This window comes from Actinomyces polynesiensis (assembly GCF_000820725.1).
GTDB lineage: Bacteria > Actinomycetota > Actinomycetes > Actinomycetales > Actinomycetaceae > Pauljensenia > Pauljensenia polynesiensis.
In genome coordinates this window covers 19,775-43,105 of sequence record NZ_CCXH01000090.1, presented here as the reverse complement: position 1 = coordinate 43,105, position 23,331 = coordinate 19,775, and the positions used below count along the sequence as shown (strand labels likewise).

Genomic DNA, 23,331 nt, shown 5'->3' with positions numbered 1-23,331 from the left:
CCCCCGCGCGCGAGGTCGCCGGGGCGTTCGGGTGTGCGGGTGCGGTGGGGGGCGCGTCCAGGTCGACGAGGGCGCCCCCGGTGGAACCGTCGGACCTGCGGGTCTGCGTGCTCACAGCTCCCTCACCTTCTGACGCCGCACGATCCAGATGAAGAACGGGGCTCCGATGACGGCGGTGACGATGCCGACCTCGACCTCGGAGGGACGCGCCACCAGGCGACCGACGATGTCCGCGGCGACCAGCAGGCCCGCTCCCGTCACGGCGGAGAAGGGCAGCAGCCAGCGGTGGTCGGTGCCGATGAGGAGCCGGCACAGGTGGGGCACGACCAGCCCGACGAAGCCGATGGGGCCGGCCACCGCGGTCGCGGCCCCGCACAGGACCACCGCTCCCGCGGAGGCGATGAGACGTGTGCGTGCGACGTTCTCACCCAGGGATGCGGCCATGTCGTCGCCCAGGGCCAGGGAGTTCATACCGCGTGCGGCGGCGAGGCAGACCAGCGCGCCCGCACCCAGGACCGGCAGCACCGCCAGGGTGCGCTCCCAGGTGGCGCCGCCGACGCCGCCGATCTGCCAGAAACGGAAGGACTCCATGACGTCGACACGGGGCAGTAGGACGGCACTGGTCAGGGAGGTGAAGGCCGCGGAGATGGCGGCACCGGCCAGGGCGAGCTTGAGCGGTGTCGCCCCGCCTCCACCCAGGGAGCCCACGGTGTAGACGAAGGCCGCCGCACCGGCCGCGCCGAGGATGGCGACCAGCATGTACGCGTGGGGACTCGACATCCCGAAGAAGGCGATGCCGACGACGACCGCGAACGCGGCGCCGCTGGAGACCCCGAGGATCCCCGGGTCGGCCAGGGGATTGCGGGTGACGGCCTGCATGCTGGCGCCCGACATGCCCAGCGCCGCCCCCACCACCACGGCCAGCACGGTGCGCGGTATGCGGGCCACCACGGCGGCCCGGTCGACGCCCGTGGCGTCGCCCGCGAGGGCGGCGAGGATGTCCGAGGGGCCCACCGATCGCACACCGAAGGCCACCGATGCCATGCACAGCAGCGCCAGGCAGGCCAGGACGATCCCCATCCATGCCAGGCGCACCGCTGCCGGGCGTCGCAGGGGTGCGACGTCCGGCAGTGGCTGGCCCAGGGCGGGCGCGGTGGTGCTCATGGGTTCAGTCGGCCTGGTCGAGTGTCCCGGCGAGGAGGTCGAAGTACTTGTCGATCCCCCAGGGGATCGACAGGGGCGAGGGGTTGGCCGAGGCCGCCAGCGGCGTGGAGTCCTGGAGGATGGCCACGTGGCCGTCCTTGATCGCGGGGATCTGGGACAGCAGCGGGTCGGCCTGGAGCTGGTCGATGATCGAGCCGTCGGCGTCGCCGTAGGTGACGAACACGTCGACGTCGTCGAAGCGGTCGGCCTGCTCGGCGGACACGGTGGTGTAGAAGGCGTCGGTCTTGGCGGACTCCTCCTCCACGACGGAGGGCGCGGGCAGGCCCAGGGACTCGAGGAACCCGGGGCGGGTGTCGTGGCTGGTGTAGAAGCCGATCTGGCTGAAGTCCGTGGGGTCCAGGTAGGAGAAGAGGACCTTGGCGTCCTTCAGGGCGGGGTGCTCGTCCATGGCGGCCTCCACCGTGGTGTGCAGGTTCTCGATGAGTGCCTCGCCCGAGGCGGCCAGCCCGATGGCCTCGGAGTTCAGGCGGATCATGTCCTCGTAGGACGTCCCCCAGGCCACCCCGGGGTAGGCAATGGTCGGGGCGATCTTGGACAGCGTGTCGTAGTCCTCCTGGCTGAGGCCGGAGTAGGCCGCGAGGATGACGTCGGGCTGGGTGTCCGCGACGGCCTCGAAGGCGATGCCGTCGGTCTCGTCGAAGAGGACGGGCGTCTCGGCGCCCAGCTCCTCCAGCTTGTCCTCCACCCAGGGCAGCACGCCGTCCCCGTCGTCGTCGCCCCAGGTCGCCTTGCTCATGCCCACGGGCACGACGCCGAGGGCCAGGGGGACCTCGTGGTTGCCCCAGGCGACCGTGGCGACACGCTCGGGCTGGGACTCGATGGTGGTGGACCCGTATGCGTGCTGGATGGTGACGGGGAAGGTGCCGTCGGCCAGCGTGGTGGAGGACGCACCGGAGCTCTGGGTGTCCCCTGAGGCGGCGGCACCCCCCGACTGCGCGGCGCCGCCGGAACATCCGGCGAGGGCGAGGGCGGCCGTCGCGATGATCGCAGCGGTGAGACGGGCACGGAGCACGGGGACCTCCTGTGGGTGGTGACGGGGCCCTCAATTACGTGAGGGCAGGCTTACCTTAATGCCCCCGCCGCCTCCCGGGGAACCCCCGTGGCGACGTCGCGACCGTCCCCAGGAGGGGAGAACCCTCCTCCCGACCCCGACGGGGGACCACCGTCCGGGACTCGGGACCCCCACGCGTGGGGACGCCCCGGGGGACCCCGTTGCTCCTAGGATCTGGGGTGTGGCGGGGTCGTCGTCAGCCATGCCAACCGCTGGTGCACCCCGGTCCTGCGGGCCGGACGGCACCTGCCGCCCACCCGGATCCACCCGGGGTCGACGGGGATCGGAGGGACCGTGTCGGAAGCAGTGATCACCCTCCTCGTGCTCGCCGTGTGCGTGGCCCTGTTCATCTCCAACAGGCTGCCGGTGGGTGTTGTGGCAATACTCACGTCACTGTCCCTCCTCGCCCTGGGGTCATCGACCTCGGGGGCGGCCGGGAGGTCGAGATGCCACGGGGCACGGCCCGCGCAGCGGGGCACACGGGCCGTGCCGACCGACAGGTGACCACTCCCTGTTGCCGCCCCATGGACCCTGACCTACCGTTGACGTGTCAACGAAATCGTCGGTCCTGGTCCCGGGCGCACCCGCGCCCCGCGGTGGCCGAGTCGCGTGGCGGGGAGCCGTCGCGACGGCGTCGCCCTCGTTCCCGGGGTCGGGACACCAGGAGCGCACCCATGGCCTATGCCACCACCAACCCCCACACCGGGGAGGTCGTCGCGACCTTCCCCACCGCCACAGCCGAGGACGTCGATGCCGCCATCGCCCGCGCCGACGCCGCCTTCACCACCTGGCGCACGACCTCACCCGAGCACCGGGCCGACATCCTCCAGCGCGCCGCGGACCTCCTGAGGGGCGACCACACCCGCTACGCGGGCATCCTCACCCTCGAGATGGGCAAGCTCATCGGCGAGGCCGAGGCCGAGGTGGAGCTCTCCGCCAAGATCCTCGAGTACTACGCACGTCACGGGGCGGAGCTCCTCACCCCGCGCTACCTGCACGCCGAGGGGTTCGCGGACACGGACGTGGCCCTGGTCAACGACCCGATGGGCGTCATCTTCACCGTCGAGCCCTGGAACTTCCCCTACTACCAGGTGGTGCGTGTCGGGGCCCCACTGATGACGGCCGGGAACGCGATGCTCCTCAAGCACGCCTCCAACGTCCCCCAGTCCGCCCTGGCCATGCAGGGACTCCTCGAGGAGGCCGGCGCACCCGAGGGGCTGCTCACCAACGTCTTCATCCCGCACGAGGCCTCCGCCCAGATCCTCGCCGATCCCCGGGTCCGTGGCGTGGCCCTGACGGGTTCGGAGGGCGCGGGGGCCTCGATCGCCGCACTGGCCGCGCAGAACCTCAAGAAGTCGACCCTGGAACTGGGCGGGTCCGACGCCTTCGTGGTCCTCGAGGACGCGGACGTGGAGAAGGCCGCACACTGGGCCGTCTTCGGGCGCCACTGGAATGCCGGGCAGGTCTGCTGCTCCGCCAAGCGGCTCATCGTGGTGGACTCCGTGTACGACCACTTCCTGGAGGTCTACCGCGCAGGCGTCTCCGCCCTCGTGGCCGGGGACCCGATGGACCCCGAGACCACGCTCGCGCCGCTGTCCTCCGCCGGGGCGGTCGAGACGCTCAGGGCGCAGGTGGCGCACGCGAAGGAGGAGGGCGCCACCGTGGAGGAGATCGGACGGGAGGTCCCCGAGGAGGGCGCCTTCTTCCGGCCCACCCTGCTCACCGACATCCCGGTGGACTCCGACACCGCGCGCACCGAATTCTTCGGACCCGTCACCCAGCTCTACCGCGCCACCGACGAGGACGACGCCGTGCGCATCGCGAACTCCTCCCCCTTCGGTCTGGGAGGATCCGTCTTCTCCTCCGACATCGCACGGGCCCAGGCCCTCGCCCGCCGGCTGGACACGGGCATGGTCTACATCAACCAGCCCACCGGCGTGCGCGCGGACATCCCCTTCGGGGGCACCAGGCGCTCCGGCTACGGGCGTGAGCTCATCGACCTCGGCCTCACGGAGTTCGTGAACCAGAAGGTCGTGGTGGTCTCCGACATCGACGGGAGCTTCTGAGGAGGTCGCCCGCCCGCCGGGGTGGGTGAGCCCCTCCGGGGTCGGCCTCCGGCTGCAGCCACCTCACAGCCGGGGGACAGGTCCGTCACCGTCGCCACCCAGTCCCACCCACGACGATCGGTGTGCCGGTCCCGGGGAGGAAGTGGCGGACAGGTGCTCCGCCCGCCTCCGGGCAGCCACCCAAGCGTGGGACTTCCCCTCGACCGGACCACCCACCCGCCTCCGAAGGAGCCCCCGATGCCCCGACCTTCAGCCTTCGCCCGGCTGGGCGCCAGCGCCGGACTCGTCGTGCTCGCCACCGGCTGCACGACGACCGCCGCCGAGGAAACGGACACCGCCCCTCCCACCCCCTCGGCCAGTGACACGACCCCGACCACCGACAGCACGGCAGGGAGTTCCTCGGTCGGTGCGGCGACCGGTGAGTACTCCGCGACGGGCACCTACACCGGTCCCGGTGGGACCCAGACCGTCGAGGTCGACCTCACGGTCGAGGACGGGACGATCACCGCCGTCACCGTGACCCCCGGCGCCGTGGACTCCCAGTCCCTGCGCTACGAGGAGGACTTCGCGGACCACGTCGCCGAGCAGGTCGTCGGCAAGTCCCTGGACGAGGTCTCGGTGGGCACCGTGGCGAGTTCCTCCCTGACGGGCCAGGGGTTCAACGACGCCCTCGACCAGATCCGCGAGCAGGTCGGTGGGTGAGCCCGCATCGCCCCGGCCCGTCCCCGGTGGGACGGAAGGGACGCAGTGCCAGTCGCTCTCGTGCGCCGCTCCCGCGCCCGTGCGCCCGCCCTGCAGCGGAACGCCCGGTGGCGCCGAGTGTCCCACCGTCAACAGGTGCAGTGACGGGGACAGGGCCGACCGGGACATAATCGACGAGGGCGGCCGCGCATGGACGTTCTGGGCGATCGGCACGCGGTGGCGCCTCACCACGCCGGAGCCCCTGTCCATGGCCGTGCGTGGACGGGTCTCGGCAGTCATCGAGGACTACGACCGGGTGTTCTCCCGGTTCCGCGATGACTCGGTGGTCTCCGCGATGACCCGGAGCGCCGGCACCTTCGAGCTCCCGGACTGTGCCGGGGACCTCCTGGAGACCTGTGCGCGTGTGGGGGAGCTGACCCGGGGTGCCTTCAACCCGCTGGTCGGGGCCGCCCTCGTCCATCTGGGCTACGGGCCCGACTACCGACTGCGACCCTCCCCGGGGCACCTGCCCGCGCCCGCGTGGGACGAGGTGTGCCACTGGGACGGCAGGCGTCTGACCACGTCGGTGCCCGTCACCCTGGACGTCGGGGCGGTGGGAAAGGGGCAGTTGGTGGACCTCGTGCTCGCGGAACTGGAGGGGTGCGGCATCGGGAGCAACCCTGGGGAGGACCCCGGGGACGGCCCCGTGCCGCAGGGGGCCACGGGGATCGTGGTGGACGCCGGAGGGGACGTCGCCCACCGGGGCACCCTCCGCGTCGGCCTCGAGGACCCGGCCGATGCCGCCCGGGTCATCGGGGTCGTCACCTCCAGCGGTGGTGCCGTGTGCGGGTCCTCGACGAACCGGCGGACCTGGGCCCCCGGTGTGCACCACGTGCTCGACGCGCGCACCGGCCGACCGGTCGACGGTGTGCTGGCGACGTGGGCCGCCGCACCGAACGCGATGCTCGCCGATGCCGCGACGACCGCGCTCTTCTTCGAGGGACCCACCCGCGTGTCGCGTGCCCTGGGTGTGGATGCCCTGGTCCTGCACGAGGACGGCTCCGCAGCCTGGTCGCAGGACGGATCCCGCGAGTGGGAGGTCTTCGCATGAGGCGGGTCTCCGTGGACCTCGACCGTGTGCTGGGGCGCACCTCGATGTACGGGGTGCTGCTCGCGGTCCTCACCGCCCTGGCTGGCTGGGCGCTCCTCGGGTCCCTCGTCGGGGCCCTGTCACAGTCCGCGGGTGACCTCGTCGCATCCCTGGGCGTGTGCGTGGGGGTGTCCGTGGGCGCCAACTGCCTGGTCGGGGCAGCGGTGCGCGCCCCGTCGCGCCATGCCTCATCCGTCTCCACCGGCCTCCTGCTGTTCTTCCTGCTGTGGCCGTCCGTCTCCACGCGGGACGTGCTCGCGGCTGCGCTCGCGGCACTGGTGGCGACCGCGTCGAAGTACCTCCTGGTGGTGCGGGGCCGGCGGCTGGTCAATCCCGCGGCCTTCGGGGCGTTGGTGGTCGCGGCCCTCGGGATCGGTGCCCCGGTGTGGTGGGTGGCCACCCCGTGGATGCTCCCCGCGGTCTCGGTGGGGGGTGCGTTGGTCCTGCGGCGGGCCGGCGGGTGGGGTGTGGCGGGTCTGGTCGTCGTGACCGCCCTGTCCGGGACCGTCCTGCGCCTCGTCCTCGCCGGGGCGGCGCCGGGGCAGGCGCTCTCCACTGCGCTGCTGTCCTACCCGGTGGTCTTCCTGGCGGTGTTCATGGCGACCGAACCGCTCACGCTGCCGTCGCGCAGGTGGCAGAGAGGAGTGGTCGCCGTCCTCATGGGCGTCCTCGTGTGCCTGACGGTGACGGTGACGTTGGGGGCACACACGCTGACGACGGGCCCCGAGGCGGGGATCGTCGTGGCCAACCTCGTGGCCGCCGTCCTCGCGGGGCGGGGCGCTGCCGGTGACCTGCGGGTCGTGGAGGTCCTGCGCCCGACGCCGGGCATCGCCGAGGTCGTGCTCGCCCCACGGCGCCCCGTGCCGTTCCTGGCGGGACAGTACGTGGAACTGACCGTGCCCACCGCCCTGGACGTGCGCGGGAACCGACGGGTCTTCTCCCTGGCCGGCACCCCCGCACAGGCTCGCGGCGCCGAGCCGCGTCTGCGCGTCGCATTCCGCGTCCCGGAACGCCCCAGCGCCGTCAAGGCCGCCCTCGTGGCCATGCCGGAGGGGGCGGTGGTGCGCCGTGAGGGCATCCGGGGGGATTTCCTGCTGCCGGGGGACCCGCAGGTGCCACTGCTGCTCGTGGCCGGCGGGATCGGGGTGACACCCTTCCTCGCGCAGCTGGGGGACCTGCACGAGCGCGGGGAGGAACGGGACGTCGTGCTGGTCCACGTGGTCCGTAGTGCCGCGGACGCGGCGTGCTCCCGGGAGTTGGCGGGTCCGGGGGTGGAGGTGGTCACCGTGGTCGCGGGGCTGCCACCGTCTGCCGGGGAGGTCCTCGCACACTGCCCGGACGCCGCGCGGCGCTGCGCCCTCGTGTCGGGGCCACCCGGGTTCGTCGCGGCGGTCCGTGGCGCGCTGGGTGAGGTCGGCGTCCGCCGTGTCGTGACCGACTCCTTCACCGGGTACTGACCCAGGGCCCCACCGCGCGGGGTGTGGGCGCCCCGACGGCAGGGTGGTGCAGGACGGGGGAGCACCACGCGGGCGGGGGTGCGGGCCGGGGCGGTCAGCGGTCGGGCGTCTCCCAGATCGTGCGGAGGTGGTGGACCCTCAGCGACTCCACCGCGATCGTCCCCGACTCCGAGGTCAACTCCAGGGCGCGGGCGCCCTCGTTCGGGAAGCTGAAGGAGGTCACCGTCTCCTGGCCCCCGTTGACGAAGACCTCGATGGACCCGCGGTCCACCAGGACCCTGAGGCTCAGGTGGTCACCGGTGAACGGGGCGCCCCGGTAGCCACGGTCGCCCTTGCCGGAGTCCCGCCGGTCGATGACCACGCGGTGGGCCAGGTCGTCGTAGCAGACGAAGGTGTGGTGCCCGTCCGGGGTCTTGTGGACGTTGAGGCCCACACGCTCCGAGGTCGTGCGCGTGAGGTCCACCTCCAGCTCGATCTCGACGTCCTCGGCGTCCTCCAGGAGGAGCTTGTCCTCGTTCGCTCCGAGTTCGAAGGACCCGAAGTCGACCGTGTCCTCGCGCAGGGCAGTGAGCTCCCGGGCGGGGACGGCGTGCACGTGCAGGTCCTCGCCCAGGGTGAGTTCGCGGGGGACGGTGAGCTGCCCGCACCATCCGTCCTCCGCCTGGGTGGCCACCGGCAGCGTGAAGGACCCCATCCAGCCGAACACGAGACGCCGCCCGTCGGGGGCGAGCATGGTCTGGGGGGCGTAGTAGTTGTGCCCCCAGTCGCACAGCCGGTAGTCGGTCTCCTGGTGGAACTCCTTCCCCGGCTGCCACGAACCTACGACGTAGCCCGCGTTGTGGCCGTTGCGACCGACGTAGCCCTGGGGGCGCGGACCCATCGGGCAGTACCCGATGACCCACTTGTCCCCCAGGGGGAACATGTCGGGGCACTCGAGCATGAAGACGTCGGGGTCCGGGTCCTCGTAGACGACGCGGTCGAAGGCCCATGTGTGCATGTCCTGGGAGGTGTAGAGCCACACCTGGCCGCGCTTGTCGGCGGAGCAGGCGCCGAAGACCATGTACCAGGTGTCCCCCGTGCGCCAGACCTTGGGGTCCCGGAAGTGCAGGAGCCCGTCCGGGCACTCGACGATGGTGCCGAGCTTGTGGAAGTTGACGCCGTCATCGGAGACGGCCATGCACTGGACCTGGAGGTTGCCGTCGTCCTCGTTGACGCCGTTGCGCCAGCGGTGGCCGGTGTAGTAGACGACGAGTTTACCGTCGTCGGAGACCACGGCGGATCCGGAGAAGACACCGTCGCGGTCGGCCTCGATGCTGGGGGCCATGGCGATCGGCTCCCGCCTCCAGGTCACCAGGTCGGAACTGGAGACGTGGCCCCAGTGCATCGGTCCCCACTCCGTGCTGAAGGGGTGGTGCTGGAAGAAGACCTGGTAGCGGTCGTGGAAGTACGACAGGCCGTTGGGGTCGTTGATCCACCCCGCCTTGGCGGCGATGTGGAAGGTCGGGTACCAGCGGTCCCTGCGCGTGCGCAGCAGCGTGTCGACGCCCTGCTCCGCCCTCTCGAGCTGTTCCTTCATGGTGGTCATGGTGCTCCTGCCTCTCACTCCGTCGTGTGTGGTGGTCGTGTCGTTCGTGGCTCGGTGTCGTCGCGTCTAGGCGATCGTGGCGGGCTCCCTCACGAAGGGGTCACCCAGGACCTCGACGTCGTCCCTCTTCAGGACGAAGAACGCGTAGATCCCGGAGAGGAAGACGGTTCCCGCGATGACCAGGAAGGTCGGCTGGTAGCCGATCTGGTCGTGCAGCCACCCCAGGGGCGTCGACAGGATGACGTTGCCGACCTGCGCGGAGATCTGGAAGCCCACCATGTACAGGGTGGCGGAGAGTGCCGGATTGAAGTGGAGGGTGAAGTACCGGAAGATCGGGAGGATGAACAGAGGCACCTCCAGGGCGTGGAGCATCTTGACCGCGGACACGGCGATCGGGTCGCTGAGCACGGCGCAGCCGAGGATGCGCACGAACATGATGGTCACGCCCATGAGCAGGGCGTTGCGCACGCCGACCTTGCGCATGACGACGGGGACGACACCCATCATGGCGGCCTCGAGGAAGACCTGCGCGGAGTTCAGGGTCCCGTAGACCTGCTGGCCGCGTTCCTGGGTCTGGAAGAGGCTGGTGTAGAAGTCGGGGAACATCTGCTGGTCGAAGACCGTGTAGAAGGTCCAGGAGAACATGACGAAGACGATGATCAGCCACAGGGCGGGCATCTTCAGGAGGCCGACCATCTCGCGGATCCCGGGGGTGGAGGCGGGGACCTCGACCTCGTCCTCGACGTCCTCCGGACGGAGCGTCGTCGCGGCCTTCTCGCCGGGCTTCCAGAAGAGGAGGATCAGGAGGTTGGCCAGGCCGAAGGCGGATCCCAGCCAGAAGTTCAGGGCGGGGTTGATGACGAAGAGGAAGCCGGCGGCGAGGGCGACGAGGGCGTAGCCGAAGGAACCCCACATGCGGGCCTGGCCGTACTCGAACCCGTACCGGCGGCTGAAGCGTTCGGTCAGGGCCTCCAGGAGTCCGACACCGGCCATGAAGCCGGCAGACAGGACGATGGCGCCGAGGACCACGCCGAGCATGAACTGGTTCTCCAGCAGGGGTCGGTAGACCCAGATGCAGAAGGGGCCGACCAGAGTGGTGAGTGCGGCGACGAGGATCGCCAGGTGGCGTCTGGTCCCCAGCTTGTCCTGCAGGGTGCCGTAGAACAGCATGATGACCAGTGTCGCCAGTGAGTTGACCGAGTAGACGGTCCCGACCTGGGCGCCGGAGAGGCCCAGACCCGATTTCTCGTTCGTCAGCCAGATCTGGAAGAAGGACCACCAGATGCCCCACGATGCGAAGAACAGCAGCATCGTCAGGGAACTCTGGAGGTAGGCGGGGTTCTTGAGTGACTTCGTGAAGCTGGCCATCGTCGTCCAGCACTCCTCTCTGAGTGGACGGGCGCCGCTGTTGCGCCCGTGCGGTGCTTAATCGTTAAAGCACTGAGAGCAAGCTAGCACAGCGCGGGTGTCGCGCAAAGGTCCAAGGTCCCGGGTGACGCCCCGGGTGGTGCGGGTCGCCCGGGTGCCTCCGGAACCGGGGTCGGGGCTCGGCGAAGATCAGTGCGAATCACCCCGCGTACCGGGCGCCTCCGGAACCGGGGTCGGGGAGGTCCGGACGCGCCCCTCAGGCGCGGATGTCGCGGACCGACTCCCGCACGACCAGCGGCATGGGGACCAGGGTCTCGCCATCGGGCGCGGGAGTGCCCGGGGTGCCGTGCTCCACGTCGTCGAGCAGCATCGTCGTCGCGGCAGCGCCCATCTCCCAGTAGGGGAGTCGCAGGGTCGTGACCGGTGGTCGCAGGTAGGTGGCCAGCTGCTCGTCATCGAAGGAGATCACGGACAGGTCCCCGGGGATCGACATGCCCATCTCCTGCGCGGCCGAGTAGACGCCGAAGGCCACACGGTCGTTCGCCGCGATGACCGCGGTGACCCCGGACGCGGGCAGGATCGCCCGGGCACCGCGGTACCCCAGGTCGGGCTCCCAGTCGGCTCCCTCGTACTCGACGGCCAGCGGGAGGCCCGCCTCCGCCATCCGGTCATCGATGCCCGCCATGCGGCGGGTGATGGTGACCGACTCCGCGGGGTTCAGGTGCAGGGCAGACCGTCCGATGAGGGCGATGCGCCGATGTCCCCGTTCGATGAGGTGGTCCGCTGCCGTGCGGCCCGCCGTGTACTCGTCGGGCAGGATCGAGTGCCACCCGGCGGTCGCCCCGTTGACGAGGACGTGTGGGGGCAGCTCACCCAGGTCGGGCAGGTCGACGCGACGGGCGTGCATGAGCCCGAGGACGAGGGCGTCGATGCGTTGCGCGGTCAGCGCGTCCGTCGCCCGTGCGAGGCGGGTGACGCTGTGGTCGGTCTCCGCCATGAGCACCGCGTACCCGCGCTCGTCCGCGACGTCGAGGACCCCGCGGATCATGGCGGAGGCGAAGCGGGTGATCATCACCTCGTCCGAGACGAAGCCGATCGCGTGGCTGTGACCCGTGCGCAGGCTCCGGGCGGCCGCATTGGGCGCGTACCCGAGTTCGAGGGCGGCACGGCGGACCCGGTCCTTCGTCTCCTGGGGGATCCGTGAACCCGGGCGGTCGTTGAGGACCATGCTCACCGTCGCCACCGACACGCCCAGGTGTGCGGCCACGTCGGCCATGGTTGTTCGCTTCGCCACCGAGACCCCCGTTCCAGCGACATTCTACGGGGCCGGGCGCCGGGAGCCGGCCCGCGGGACCCGATCCCGGGTCTCTCACCCCTCGGCCAGTTCCCCGTCCAGGTAGAACCAGCGGCCCGCGCGACGGGCGAACCGGGAGATCTCGTGGACCTCCCCCGTGACGCCGTCGTCGCGTCTCCAGGAGGCGATGAACTCGACGGTGCCGGCGAGCTCCCCCTCCCCGCCGCCGGACGTGCGGAGGACCTGCAGACCCGTCCACGTGATGTCGGGAGCCGCGTACGGTCCCGGCGGGCGGGTGCGGGGGTGCCAGGTGCGGAACAGGTGGTCCTCGTCGCCCCGGACGAAGGCGCTGTACCGCGAACGCATCAGGGCCTCGGCCGTGGGGGCGGCGGAGCCGTCCAGGAACGGCCCGCAGCACCCGTCGAGGTCGCGACCGGATCCACAGGGGCAGGAGGACATGGGTGAAGGCTATCGCCCTCCGCGGAGCGCCCTCGTCGAGATGCCGTTCTCCTGCAGGAGCGCTGCGAGGACCCCGTCCCCGTCGCCGAGGGAGCCCGAGTGCGTGCCGTCGTAGATGCGGCCACACCCGCAGGAGGGGCTGCGCGCCTGCAGGACGGCCTCCTGCACCCCGTGCTCGCGCGCGACGGCGGCGGTCCGTCCGGCGCCCTCGAGGAACTGCGCGGTGATGTCCTCACCGGTGTCGGTGAGGACCCGGGCGTGTCCGCGCAGGACGTCGTGCCCGTCCCCACCCACGATCTCCGCAGGCGCGCGGGGAGTGCCCAGTCCGCCGAGCTGCTCGGCGCAGACCGGAATGGCCCCGCCCTCCTCGACGAGGGCGACGATCCCGGGATCGGGCTTCGACCGTCCGTCGTAGCGGCAGGGGAGTCCCGCCAGGCAGGCACTGACGAGGACGGGCGGGGTCGTCCGGGGTTCCCTCGTACCGTCCATGAACTCCCGTCCTCCCCTGTCATCGCCCCGGTCGCACCCGCAGTGTCGGTGCCGGGCCCAGCGGATGCACCTGTGGGGGTGCGCGCCTAGCGTGGACCCATGGACCGACCGTCAGCACCATCCTCCACCGTCACCCTCCCATCGGGCAGGACCGTCCCCCCACTGGGCCAGGGAACCTGGCACATGGGGGACAGGCCCGACCGCCGGGAACGCGAGATCGGCACCCTGCGCGAGGGCCTCGACCTCGGTCTCACGGTGGTCGACACGGCCGAGATGTACGGCGACGGACGCTCGGAGCGTCTGGTCGGGGAGGCGCTCGCGGGCAGGCGGGATGACGCGTTCCTGGTGACCAAGGTGCTTCCCTCCCATGCCACGCGCCGTGGCGTGCAGGACTCCTGCGAGGCCAGTCTGCGCCGTCTGGGCACGGACCACGTCGACCTGTACCTCCTGCACTGGCGGGGCCGGGTGCCCCTGGAGGAGACGATCGAGGGGTTCCGTGACCTCGTCGGTCGTGGACTCATCGGAGGGTGGGGTGTGTCCAACCTGGACGTCGATGATCTGGCCGACCTGCCGGAGGGACAGGTGCCGGAGGTCGACCAGGTGCTCTACAACCTGTCGCGTCGCTGGCCGGAACCGGCGCTGTTGCCCGAACTCCGTGCCCGTGGTGTCGCCATGATGGCCTACTCCCCGATCGAGCAGGGCCGGATCCTCGGCTCCGACGCCCTGGGGCGGGTGGCCGGGCGCCACGGAGTGTCCCCGGCGCGCGTGGCTCTGGCCTGGGTGCTCACGCACCCCGGCGTCATCGCGATCCCCCAGGCCTCCAGTCCTGGGCACGTGCGTGACAACGCCGCCGCGCAGGCACTGGCCGCCGAGCTGGATGCGCAGGACCTGGCAGTCCTCGAGGCGGACTTCCCCGCACCGACGGAGTCCGCCCCCGCCATGGAGGAGCTCTGAGCGGATGGGATGGCGGTCCGCACCGGACCCCGTGCCTGGTCTCCTGCGCCGGACCCCTCGGGTCGGTGACCCGGCAGTCCTCTCCGTGTGTCTCAGGCGGCGGGTGCTCCGCTGCGGGCCGGGATCTTCGCGACGCCGCCACGGTGCGCGCGGAGACCGAGTCACTGCTGGACTGCGTCCTCCTCATCGCCAGCAACGGGATGTGCAACCGTTTCTCGCGTTCTGACAACTGAGGGGGTGTGGCGGCGCGGTCTGGGGCTCGGTCCGCGTGGTGTTGGGGTCCGGGGTGGGTGTGGGGTGGTGTCAGGCGGCTGGGGCTCTGGTGTGGGGCAGTGGTGGTGGTCGGGTGGTGTGGGTGTGTCCGGTGGGTGTGGTCAGGGTGATGGTGCCGTCGGGGTGGGCGTGTGCGTCCCAGCCGGGTGCTTCCCTGGTCTGGTTGCAGTGGATGCACAGGCCTTGGCCGTTGGTGGCAGTGGTGGGGCCTCCGTTGCGTGCGGGCGTGACGTGGTCGATGTGGGCGATGGGTGCCCCGCACCAGGGCGTGCGGCAGGTGTTGGCGTCGCGGGTGGCGATGTAGCGGCGCAGGCCGGGTGGGAAGAGGCGGCGGGTGGATTCCATGGCGATGAGTTGGCCGGTTGTGGGGTGGGCGTAGAGGCGTCGGATCCACTGGCGGGTCTGGGTCTCGGTGTCATTGGGGGTGCCACTGCCGGTGGAGGTGTTCTCCGCTGCGCCGTCCAGGACGAGGAGGGTGGTGTCGTCGCCACTGCGGTTGCCACTGCCGGTGCCATTGTCGCGGTCGTCGCCGGAGCCACTGCCACTGGTGGTGTGGGTGAGGAGTCGTCGGGCGATGGTGGGTGGGACGGGTCCGTAGCCGATGAGGCGTGCGGGGGTGTCGCCCTGTCCCAGGAGGGTGTCGTCGGTGATGACGAGGCGGACCTCGATGGGGACTGTCTCGGGTCTGTCCTGTCCGGTGATGCGGGTGACGAGGGTGTCGGCCATGACCTGTGCGCGTGCGCGCGCGTCCCCTGTGGCGTGGGCGGATTCGGCGGCGCGCAGGAGGGCTGCGTGGACGGCGACGCCCTGGGCTGCGGGTAGGAGGGCGGTGATGAGGGCCATGCAGGCGGGGGCGGGGCGGATGGTGACGTGGCGGTCCCCCTCCGCCCGCTCGATGTGGGTGACCATGGCGTGGGGGTCCAGGGTGTAGGCGATGTGTCGGGCGTGGGTGGAGACTTCCCGGTTGGACCAGGAGGGGAGGCCTTCTGCGAGTTTCCGGTCGGCCACCCGCCGGTCCTGGGGGTCCAGGCAGGCGGTCTCGCGGGCCACGAGGGTGGCCCTGTACTCACTGATGCGCCCGGCGGCGAGGTGGGCGAGGGTGTGGGGGAGTTCGGTGTGCAGGGCGGTGGCGAGTCCGAGGAGGGTGCGGGCGCGGTGGGGGGACTCGCGGCGTGCCAGGGCGATCTCACTGACGACACTGCGGTGCGCGGCCTCGCGTTCCCCTGGGGTGGTGGCCCGGGTCTCGCGGGCGTCCTCCAGGGCGAGGGCCGCATGGGTCTGGGCCGCGCTGCACTGGTTCTTGATGTCCTCGAGTTGCCCGATGAGGTCAACGAGTTCCCTCTCACTGCACGCCTCCACCAGGGTGGCCCCGTCACGCAGGAGCGCGGAGATCCCCGCCAGGCTCTCCACTCCCGCCGGGCCCCCAGATCCCGTCGGGCCCTCCACTCCCGTCGGGCCCTCCACCCCTGCCGGGCCCCCAGATCCCGTCGGGCCCACCACCCCCGTCGGGCCCTTGGGGCCGGGCATCTCCCGGCCCGACACGGGCGCAGTGGACTCCCGCCCGGGCAGGGCCGAGGTGCTGGCCTGCCCCGGTGGGGCCACTGGGAGGGAGGTCGGTGCTTCCATGACCCCATCGTAGTAGAACACATGTTCGACCACCAGTGCTCCACAAAATCTGTGGACAACTTACTGGCCGCCCCATTCCCGTGGACAATCATTGACCCGGATGACGCCGCGAGCCCGTGCGGGGACCCGCGTCAGGAGTGGTTGACCAGCTCCACAGCGTCGCCGCTCCTCCTGGGATGCCGACGACGCGCGATCCCACGGTCGCGGATGCCGGCATCCGTGTGGATCACCACGTGGCGACCAGGTTGATCCCCTCCTCCTCGATCATCCGGTGCCAGTGGGGGTCCTCCAGGAGGCGCGCCTCCCACAGGCGTTTGCGCCAGGCCGGGCCCATGTGGGCCCGCGACCAGGGGGAGTCCGCGCCGGGGTGCAGGAAGATCTCGCTCGTCCCCTCGGGCAGCGAGCGGAGGAGGGAGACGTAGTGGGCACGCAGGTCCGCGTAGTCCTCGATCCGGTCGTGGGGGCGTGGATCGGTGGCGACCTCGACGGGGAGGGTCACCCCTGACGCATCCGCGGCGGCCACCGCCCGGGAATGGGCCAGGCGCAGGTGCTCGGGGGGCCGTGGTCCCGCGAGGAGACCGAGTGTGCGCGGCAGTCGCAGTCCCAGTCGGTGCTCGGCGCAGAAGGAGATGGCCACCCCCAGCATCGAGTTCCCGTGGAGTCCGTAGAGCGTGCCCGAGTGGGAGTCGAGCCGCACCGGAGTGAGCCCCGACGCGAGGAGGTGGGACATCTGCGCGTGCAGTTCCGCACTGATGACATCGGGTGTCGCCCGCTGCTCGGCGACGAGGGGGTCGTCGGGGAGGAGGCCGTCCGGATCGGCCAGTGCCGTGCCGGGCGACGACAGGGGGCGCCACGGGGCGGGGCCCCTGTCCGAGTTCGTCGCGGCATGGAGTCCGCAGCGGCCCTGCGTCACGTCGAGGAGCGGGGACACCTGGTCCCGGAGGTCCCCGGCGACGGCGAGGACGGTGGTCGCGGACACGCAACCCTTCTCCAACAGGGAGACGATGAGCGCGCTCGTCCCCGGGTCGTACCCGAAGTCATCGGCGGTGAGGACGAGGTTCCGCTGTCCCGCCGGCGTCGTGGCGTCCGGCGAGGTCGGTTCCACCCGGGTCATTGGGCACCTCCGTCCCACGGCCCGGAGGTGGCCACGCCTGGGCGCCCGGGATCCGCAGTGGGGTCGAGGGGCCCCGGGGGCCGGTGACCCGGGCAGTCCGGGGGAGTCGGGCGGTCCGGCTGAGTCGGGCAACTCGGAGGAGTCCGGGGACGCGTCCGCGGGAAGGTGGATGAAGCGGGAGATCAGGGAGCCCAGGGCGAGGAACGCGAAGGGGTAGAGGGACATGTAGACACGCCAGGCAGTCCCCGGATCCGCGCCCGGGACGTCCCCGGACCGGTACCCGAAGAACCATCCCAGGGACAGCAGCGCGACGGATGTGGGGATCGCGGAGAGTCGGCCCAGCACCCCGAAGGCCGACAGGAAGATGCCCTCGCGGTGGACACCGGTCCTGCGTGCGTCGTCGTCCAGCACCCGGGCCATGATGAGGTCGTTCGTGGCGAGCAGGCCCGCGTACCCGAACCCGACGCAGAGACCGGCGATGATCCCGGTGACGAGGTCCCGCGCCAGGAAGAGGGGAAGGAAGCTGGCCGCTGCGATGGGCAGTGCCATGCGCCACGTGCGGGCGGCGCCGAGCCTGCGAACGACCGCTGTCCACCCGACCAGGAATCCCACGGAGGCGAGGATGACGACGACCTGGAGGATGGTCGCGTCCAGTGCGGTGCCCCCGAGCGAATGCCGTACGTAGAACTGGAGGCCACCCAGGAGGAGTGCCATGGAGGCCCCGTAGAGCGCTGAGACCAGCCCGACGGTCCAGAAGTAGCGGTTGGTGACCACGTCCCTGATCGAGTGGAGGAACCGTGGCCTGACCGTGTCCTCGATCTGCGTGTTCTCGTGCACGCCCAGGGCCATGAAGATGATCACGCCGGCCCCCAGCACCCCGTAGACCAGGGACAGCCACCGGTACCCCACTGTCGGGTCCGAGCAGGTGACGTCCGTGACCTCGCAGCCGAGGACCTGCCTGGTGAGGAGGGGGGTCAGGCCGAGGGAGAGGACCATCGCCACGAGTTGGAAACCCTGGCGCAGGGAGTTGGCCAGGGCGCGACGCTTCTCCTGCGGGAACAGCTCCGGCAGGAGCGCCCCGTAGTTCGCGTTGATCAGGGAGTCGGAGGCCTCCGAGAGGATGGCGAACACCGCGAACCAGGCCACGAGGAGGGTCGTCGTGCGCGCGGTGACCGCGTCGGGGACCCAGAAGAGCGCCGCCATCGAGCACATGAGGACCAGGGCGCCCACGATCAGGTAGGGCTTGCGTCGTCCCCACCGTGACCGGGTGCGGTCGGAGATGTGCCCGAAGATCGGGTTGTCGATCGCGTCGATCACGCCGTAGACCGTGTAGACCGCGGCGTAGGCGCGCAGGTCCATGCCGAGGACCGACACGTAGAAGTAGAGCATCGATCCCTTGATGACGTTGATGGGGATCGACGTCCCGAACATTCCGACGGCGTACCGCGCCGGTGAGGTGGGGCGTCGGGACGCACTGTCGGGGGGTGCAGGGGTCATGGGACTTCTCGGTGTCCTTTCCGCGCGGCGCTGCGCGATCCAGCCCATGATGTCACCAGTGGTGGTGACCTCGTCGGTGATCCGCCGCAGGTTCGGGGTGGCGACAGGGAGGTGGACCGGTGCGCGCTGGATCAAGTCTCAGCAGGGTTGCGAAGTACAACGAGAACGTGGTGATCCACTCCCTGCGTCGACTCGGTCCCTCCAGCCAGGGGCCCATCGCGGAGATGTCGGGTCTCTCGGTGCAGACGGTGTCGGCCATTCTCCGTGGTCTCGCCGTGCGCGGTCTGGTCAGGGAGTTGACGACCGAGTCGGTCGGGCGCGGACGTCCCCGCGTCATCATCGACCTCGTGGCATCCGCACGTTATGCCATCGGCTTCCACATCGACCCGGCACTGGTGACGACGGTGCTCCTCGACATGAAGGGGACGGTGGTGGCCTCCTCCTCGCAGGACGAGGTCGACCTGGACCACCCCGGGCGCACGGTCGAGGACCTTGCGCAGGGTGCCACGAGGCTGGTGCGGGGCGCCGGGGTGGACCGCGGTCGGGTGGTCGGTGCCTGCGTCGCCTCCCCGGGCCCGATCGACCCCGTCACCCAGGCGCCCTGGCACTCGGTCTGGATGCCCGCCTGGACCGGCTTCCCCGTCGGGAGGGCCCTGGGGACCCATCTCGGCTTCCCCGTGCCGGTCGTCAAGGACACCCTCGCCGCCGTCATCGGTGAGAACTGGGTCCGGGGCGGGGAGTCGCTGGACGCCACCATGGTCTTCGTCTACCTCGGTGCGGGCACGGGTGTGGGGCTCTCCCTCAACGGGGAACCCGTGAGGGGGTTCTCGGGGAACGCGGGCGAGGTCGGCGCGATGCTGGTGGCGGTGGGGGCCCGTGACGACCGGCGTGCCGGTGGCATCGACAACGATCCCGCTGCCGTCGTCGCGAAGGCCCACGAGTCGGGGATCCTGGACGAGCCGGCGCCGGGTCCGCGGGACCGTCGTGGGGTGGACCGCGACTTCCGGCGGCTGTGCGCCATCGCGGCGCGGGACGGTGGTGACGCCGCCGACCTCCTCCAGCAGGCCGCCGTGCGCATCGCCGAGATGGTGCTGATGGCGACCGAGCTCGTCGATGCGGACATGGCGGTGTTCGGTGGTCCCTACTGGGAGCTCGTGCGCCCGTGGTACGAGCCGGTCGCGATCTCGACGCTGGCCGCGCCCTCGGCACGGGGGCCCCACCCGGTGCGCGTGTTCTCCACGGCCATGGGGGCGGACGTGGGTGCGATCGGTGCGGCATCGGTGGTCCTCGACCAGCGGTACGTTCCACGTGCGCCGCGCAGGGCCTCCCCGGTGGTGGGCGGCAGCGGTTCCTAGGTCACGGTTCGGTATCGAACGGTGGGAGATCTTGACCACAATAAATCCGAGCTTAGGATTTAAATGAGTGGTGGCCCCGGTGTCCCGGTGCCCGCCTCAGGTCCTCGATGTGGAGGTGCCCGATCTTGATCCTGTCCGCGAACGCGCCCGTCTCCTACGGAGTCTTCGCCCTCTCACGTCCCGACCGCGTCCCGCTGCCCGGCGGGGAGGAGTTGCTGGACCTGGTGCAGGGCGCAGGGTACGAGGGTGTCGACCTGGGACCCCACGGACTCCTCGGCACCGGGACCGCCCTCGTGGAGAACCTTGAGCGGCACGGACTGCGCCTGTGCGGGGGGTGGCTGGACTTCCCGTTCGCGGGATCCGACCGGGACTTCGACGCAGCCCTGACGCAGGCCCGTGCCGTGCTGGACGACTTCGCGACGGTCGCCTCCCGTCAGGACGGACCAGCCCCCCTCCCGACGATCGCCGACTCCGGTTCCGAGGAGCGCAGGCGTCACCCGGGGGGAGGTCCGGGCCTCTCCCTCGACCGCGAACGGTGGGACACCTTCGCGCGGCGGGTCGAGAGGGTCGCCGGGGAGGTCCGTGACCTCGGGCTCGAGCCCACCTTCCACCACCACGCCGTCACCCACGTGGAGACGCCCGTGGAGATCGACCGCCTGCTCGAGGACACCACGATCGACCTCACGCTCGACACCGGTCACCTCGTCCTCGGGGGTGGCGACCCCCTCGAGGCGCTGGAGCGGTGGCAGGACCGTGTGAACCACGTCCACCTCAAGGACGTCGACCGGGAGGTCATGGTGGCGGGGAGGGGGTCCGACGACCCCGTGCGCGACATCTGGGAGAGGCGCGTCTTCGTCGCCCTGGGCGAGGGAGACGTGGACGTGCCCGGTTTCATGGACCGGCTCGTGGAATCGGGGTACGACGGATGGGTCGTCGTCGAGCAGGACGTCGTGCTGATGGACGTCGCGGACGTGCGCCGCGCGGTCGAGGACCAACGCAGGAACCGTGACCGCCTCCGGAGGTGGGTCCCGTGACGGGGCTGGGGATCGCGGTCGTCGGACTCGGCACGATCGCCCAGACGGTCCACCTCCCCCTGGTCCGACGCAACCGGGAGACCTTCGACCTCACCGCAGTCGTCGACGTCTCCCCGTCCCGGCTGGCGACGGTCGGCGGACTGAACTGCGTGCCCGAGGCCCGGCGCTTCTCCTCGGTACCCGCCCTGGTCGAGGCGGTGGAGGCGGGAACCGCCCCGGTCGACGTCGCGGTCCTCGCCTCCACGGGCAGCCACGTCGAGGATGCCGCCGCCCTGGTCGCGGCAGGGATCAGGGTCCTGGTCGAGAAGCCCCTCGCCTACTCCCTGGAGGAGCTCGACGGCCTCGAGGAGAGGATCAGGGCCGGTTCCCGGGATCCCTCCCACTGGGTGCGTGTCGGCTACATGAAGGAGTACGACCCGGCAGTCCGCCGCGCCGCGGAACTGACCAGGGACCTGGACGTGCGTGCCGTACGGGTGGAGGTCCTCCACCCCGCCGATGCCCGTCAGCTCTCCTTCGCCCACCTCCAGCCGCCCACCGACGACATCCCTCCCGTGGTCGCCGCCCGTTCGAGGCGCTCGATGGACCTGCTGCTGGACCGCACGCTCGGCACTCCTGACCCGACGATGCGCGCCCTCTACACCAATGTCGTCCTCGGATCGGTGATCCACGACATCTCCCTCACGCGGGCGCTCGGAGTCCCCCTCGTGCGGGTCGACACCGCCAGGCGCACGGGTCCCGGCTTCCCCGGTTCCCTGACCGTGGTCGGGACGACGGTGGGCGACGGTGTCTGGACGATGGGGTGGCACTTCATCGCGGATTGTCCCGAGTACCGCGAGACCGTCACCATCCACCACGAGAAGGGGACGCTGGAACTCCTGTTCCGCACCCCCTACATCCTCAATGCCCCCACCGAGCTGCGCGTCAGGGAGGCCTCAGGACCGCTGGGCGCCGCCGAGACCTGCACCACGTGGCCCCAGGAGGAGGCATTCGAGCAGGAGCTCCGCATGCTCGCCGATCTCGGACGGGGGTCGGACCCCTCCGGTTCCGGTCCCGTGCAGGCGCGCGAGGACCTCATCACCGCACAGGCGCTGTGGAGGGCCTGCGCGGAGTCAGACGGGATCACGATCGATCCCCAGGGCGAAGTTGGAAGACAGGGGCGGGGCTGACCGGCCCCGCCCGACATCCGGGAACCGGTGCCGTGTCACCGGGGACGAGAAGGGAACGACGATGAAGTCGAAGAAGGCGTCGTGGGCCTGTGCGGCCCTCGCCGTGGGCACCGCAACCGCGCTGACCCTGACGGCATGCTCCTCCGGTGGCCAGAGCGGTGCGGCCTCGGGAGGCCAGGGTGGTGCCACGGTGCTCACCATCACCACCAACGCCATCTCCGGGGGCAAGAACGCCGCGGAGGCCGACTGGATCACCAATTGGGTCATCCCCAAGTTCGAGGAGGCCCAGAAGGCCGCGGGCAAGGAGGTCACCGTCAAGTTCGAGCCCCAGGGCGTCGATGACGAGGACTACAAGACCAAGGTCGCCCTGGACCTCAAGTCCGGCAAGGGTGCCGACATCCTCGGGCTGGACGGCATCTGGATCGGTGAGTTCGCCCAGGCCGGCTACATCAAGCCCCTCGACGAGGTCGCCGGTGACGCGGTGAACTCATGGGACGGATGGGACCAGATCCCCCAAGCCGTCCAGGACTCGATCTCCTTCGAGGGCAAGCGCTACGGCATCTCGCAGGGCACGGACGGCAGGGTGCTCTACTACAACAAGAAGCTGTTCCAGGAGGCCGGTCTCTCCACCGATTGGCAGCCCACGTCCTGGGACGACATCCTCACGGCCGCCCGGGCACTGAAGAAGCTCGACGGGGTCGTCCCGCTCCAGCTCAATGCGGGTACCGCGATGGGGGAGGCCACGACGATGCAGGGCATCCTCCCGCTCCTGGCGGGCACGGGGCAGCAGCTCTGGTCGGACGGCAAGTGGGCCGGTGACACCGAGGGGCTCCGCGAGGTCCTCTCCCTCTACAAGACGATCTACGTGGACGAGGACCTGGGCGACGCGGTCCTCCAGCAGGAGGCCTCCGGCCGGGACACCTCCTTCCAGGAGTTCGCCGACGGGCAGATCGGGATCCTCCTCGAGGGCGACTACTTCTGGCGCTCCGTGATCAACCCGGCGGAGGGCGTGGGAACTGCCCCGATGGCGGACCGCGACGAGGTCGTCGGCTACGCCAAGATCCCGGCCGTCTCGGCCGGGAAGGGCCTGAACGGTCAGGACTTCGTGTCCATGTCGGGAGGCACCGGGCGGGTCCTCAACCCCAACAGCGCCAACCCCGAACTGGCGTGGGACCTCCTCACCTTCATGAACTCCCCGGAGGCGTTCGAGGCCCGCGCGGCCGGGACCCTGTCGATCTCCCCGCGCGACGATGTCAACGAGAAGCTGCTGGCCTCGGATCCGATGCTGACGTTCGTCAGCAAGGAGGTCCTGCCGATCACGGCGTACCGTCCGGGCCTCGCGGAGTACCCGGAGGTCTCCTCGGCCCTGCAGCAGTTGAGCCTCGACGTCGTCACCGGGACCTCGGTGGACGACGCGATCTCGAGCTACGTCTCGACGCTCGGCGGGATCGTCGGCGCGGACAACATCGCGGGGAACTGAGCGCACCC

At 70.9% G+C, this 23,331-nt stretch carries 18 protein-coding genes; 9 read left to right on the top strand and 9 right to left on the bottom strand.

Going from position 1 to position 23,331, the window contains the following annotated elements; genetic code table 11:
- Window positions 1-111: 111 nt before the first annotated feature.
- Both TA90_RS03640 and TA90_RS03635 read right to left on the bottom strand, forming a co-directional pair.
- The gene (locus TA90_RS03640; RefSeq protein ID WP_043534656.1) at window positions 112-1,164 is read right to left on the bottom strand and encodes a FecCD family ABC transporter permease; all 1,053 of its coding nucleotides are present in this window, start codon (window positions 1,162-1,164) and stop codon (window positions 112-114) included.
- A 4-nt stretch (window positions 1,165-1,168) separates the two neighbouring features.
- On the bottom strand, window positions 1,169-2,236 hold the full coding sequence (locus TA90_RS03635; protein WP_043534655.1) for an iron-siderophore ABC transporter substrate-binding protein: 1,068 nt from the start codon (window positions 2,234-2,236) through the stop codon (window positions 1,169-1,171).
- 713 nt (window positions 2,237-2,949) lie between these two features.
- Here TA90_RS03635 and TA90_RS03630 point away from each other — a divergent pair.
- From TA90_RS03630 to TA90_RS03615, 4 genes are all read left to right on the top strand, one after another.
- On the top strand, window positions 2,950-4,341 hold the full coding sequence (locus tag TA90_RS03630) for an NAD-dependent succinate-semialdehyde dehydrogenase (RefSeq protein ID WP_043534654.1): 1,392 nt from the start codon (window positions 2,950-2,952) through the stop codon (window positions 4,339-4,341).
- A gap of 237 nt (window positions 4,342-4,578) precedes the next feature.
- Window positions 4,579-5,043: a hypothetical protein gene (locus TA90_RS03625; RefSeq protein WP_043534653.1), complete on the top strand. Its 465-nt coding sequence runs from the start codon at window positions 4,579-4,581 to the stop codon at window positions 5,041-5,043.
- A complete protein-coding gene (locus tag TA90_RS03620) occupies window positions 5,036-6,133 on the top strand; it encodes an FAD:protein FMN transferase (protein ID WP_331394249.1) in 1,098 nt (365 codons plus the stop codon). Before TA90_RS03625 ends, TA90_RS03620 begins: the two co-directional genes overlap by 8 nt.
- The gene (locus TA90_RS03615; protein WP_043534652.1) at window positions 6,130-7,629 is read left to right on the top strand and encodes a ferredoxin--NADP reductase; all 1,500 of its coding nucleotides are present in this window, start codon (window positions 6,130-6,132) and stop codon (window positions 7,627-7,629) included. The genes TA90_RS03620 and TA90_RS03615 overlap by 4 nt, the downstream gene beginning before the upstream one ends.
- A 94-nt stretch (window positions 7,630-7,723) precedes the next feature.
- Here TA90_RS03615 and TA90_RS03610 read toward each other — a convergent pair whose 3' ends face one another.
- The 5 genes from TA90_RS03610 to TA90_RS03590 form a co-directional block, all read right to left on the bottom strand.
- Entirely contained in the window at window positions 7,724-9,214 is a 1,491-nt protein-coding gene (locus TA90_RS03610; RefSeq protein ID WP_052450465.1) for a glycoside hydrolase family 32 protein, read from the bottom strand.
- A 66-nt stretch (window positions 9,215-9,280) separates the two neighbouring features.
- Window positions 9,281-10,582 (bottom strand): MFS transporter, encoded by a 1,302-nt coding sequence (locus tag TA90_RS03605; protein WP_043534650.1) that lies wholly within the window; start codon window positions 10,580-10,582, stop codon window positions 9,281-9,283.
- Window positions 10,583-10,838: 256 nt separating this feature from the next.
- Window positions 10,839-11,876: a LacI family DNA-binding transcriptional regulator gene (locus TA90_RS03600; protein WP_147513355.1), complete on the bottom strand. Its 1,038-nt coding sequence runs from the start codon at window positions 11,874-11,876 to the stop codon at window positions 10,839-10,841.
- 75 nt (window positions 11,877-11,951) lie between these two features.
- Window positions 11,952-12,335 (bottom strand): YchJ family protein, encoded by a 384-nt coding sequence (locus TA90_RS03595; RefSeq protein ID WP_052450464.1) that lies wholly within the window; start codon window positions 12,333-12,335, stop codon window positions 11,952-11,954.
- Window positions 12,336-12,344: 9 nt separating this feature from the next.
- Window positions 12,345-12,824: a 2-thiouracil desulfurase family protein gene (locus tag TA90_RS03590; RefSeq protein WP_043534648.1), complete on the bottom strand. Its 480-nt coding sequence runs from the start codon at window positions 12,822-12,824 to the stop codon at window positions 12,345-12,347.
- A gap of 99 nt (window positions 12,825-12,923) precedes the next feature.
- Here TA90_RS03590 and TA90_RS03585 point away from each other — a divergent pair, with 99 nt between their 5' ends.
- Window positions 12,924-13,778, top strand: a complete 855-nt coding sequence (locus tag TA90_RS03585) for an aldo/keto reductase (RefSeq protein WP_043534647.1) — start codon at window positions 12,924-12,926, stop codon at window positions 13,776-13,778.
- A gap of 303 nt (window positions 13,779-14,081) precedes the next feature.
- On the opposite strand, the gene TA90_RS03580 is transcribed toward TA90_RS03585, so the two are convergent.
- Window positions 14,082-15,677, bottom strand: a complete 1,596-nt coding sequence (locus TA90_RS03580) for a DUF222 domain-containing protein (protein ID WP_147513354.1) — start codon at window positions 15,675-15,677, stop codon at window positions 14,082-14,084.
- A 226-nt stretch (window positions 15,678-15,903) separates the two neighbouring features.
- Window positions 15,904-18,222: an MFS transporter gene (locus tag TA90_RS13690; protein WP_197067833.1), complete on the bottom strand. Its 2,319-nt coding sequence runs from the start codon at window positions 18,220-18,222 to the stop codon at window positions 15,904-15,906.
- A gap of 185 nt (window positions 18,223-18,407) precedes the next feature.
- On the opposite strand from TA90_RS13690, the gene TA90_RS03570 reads away from it, so the two are divergent.
- The 4 genes from TA90_RS03570 (at window position 18,408) to TA90_RS03555 (ending at window position 23,323) form a co-directional block, all read left to right on the top strand.
- Entirely contained in the window at window positions 18,408-19,643 is a 1,236-nt protein-coding gene (locus tag TA90_RS03570) for an ROK family transcriptional regulator (protein ID WP_147513352.1), read from the top strand.
- Between the two features lie 125 nt (window positions 19,644-19,768).
- Window positions 19,769-20,677 carry a TIM barrel protein gene (locus TA90_RS03565; protein ID WP_197067832.1) on the top strand — a complete coding sequence of 303 codons (909 nt, stop codon included), beginning with the start codon at window positions 19,769-19,771 and terminating at the stop codon, window positions 20,675-20,677.
- Entirely contained in the window at window positions 20,674-21,843 is a 1,170-nt protein-coding gene (locus TA90_RS03560) for a Gfo/Idh/MocA family protein (protein WP_187120085.1), read from the top strand. The genes TA90_RS03565 and TA90_RS03560 overlap by 4 nt, the downstream gene beginning before the upstream one ends.
- A 61-nt stretch (window positions 21,844-21,904) precedes the next feature.
- Complete coding sequence (locus TA90_RS03555) at window positions 21,905-23,323, top strand: extracellular solute-binding protein (protein ID WP_052450461.1); 1,419 nt, start codon at window positions 21,905-21,907, stop codon at window positions 23,321-23,323.
- Window positions 23,324-23,331: the final 8 nt, after the last annotated feature.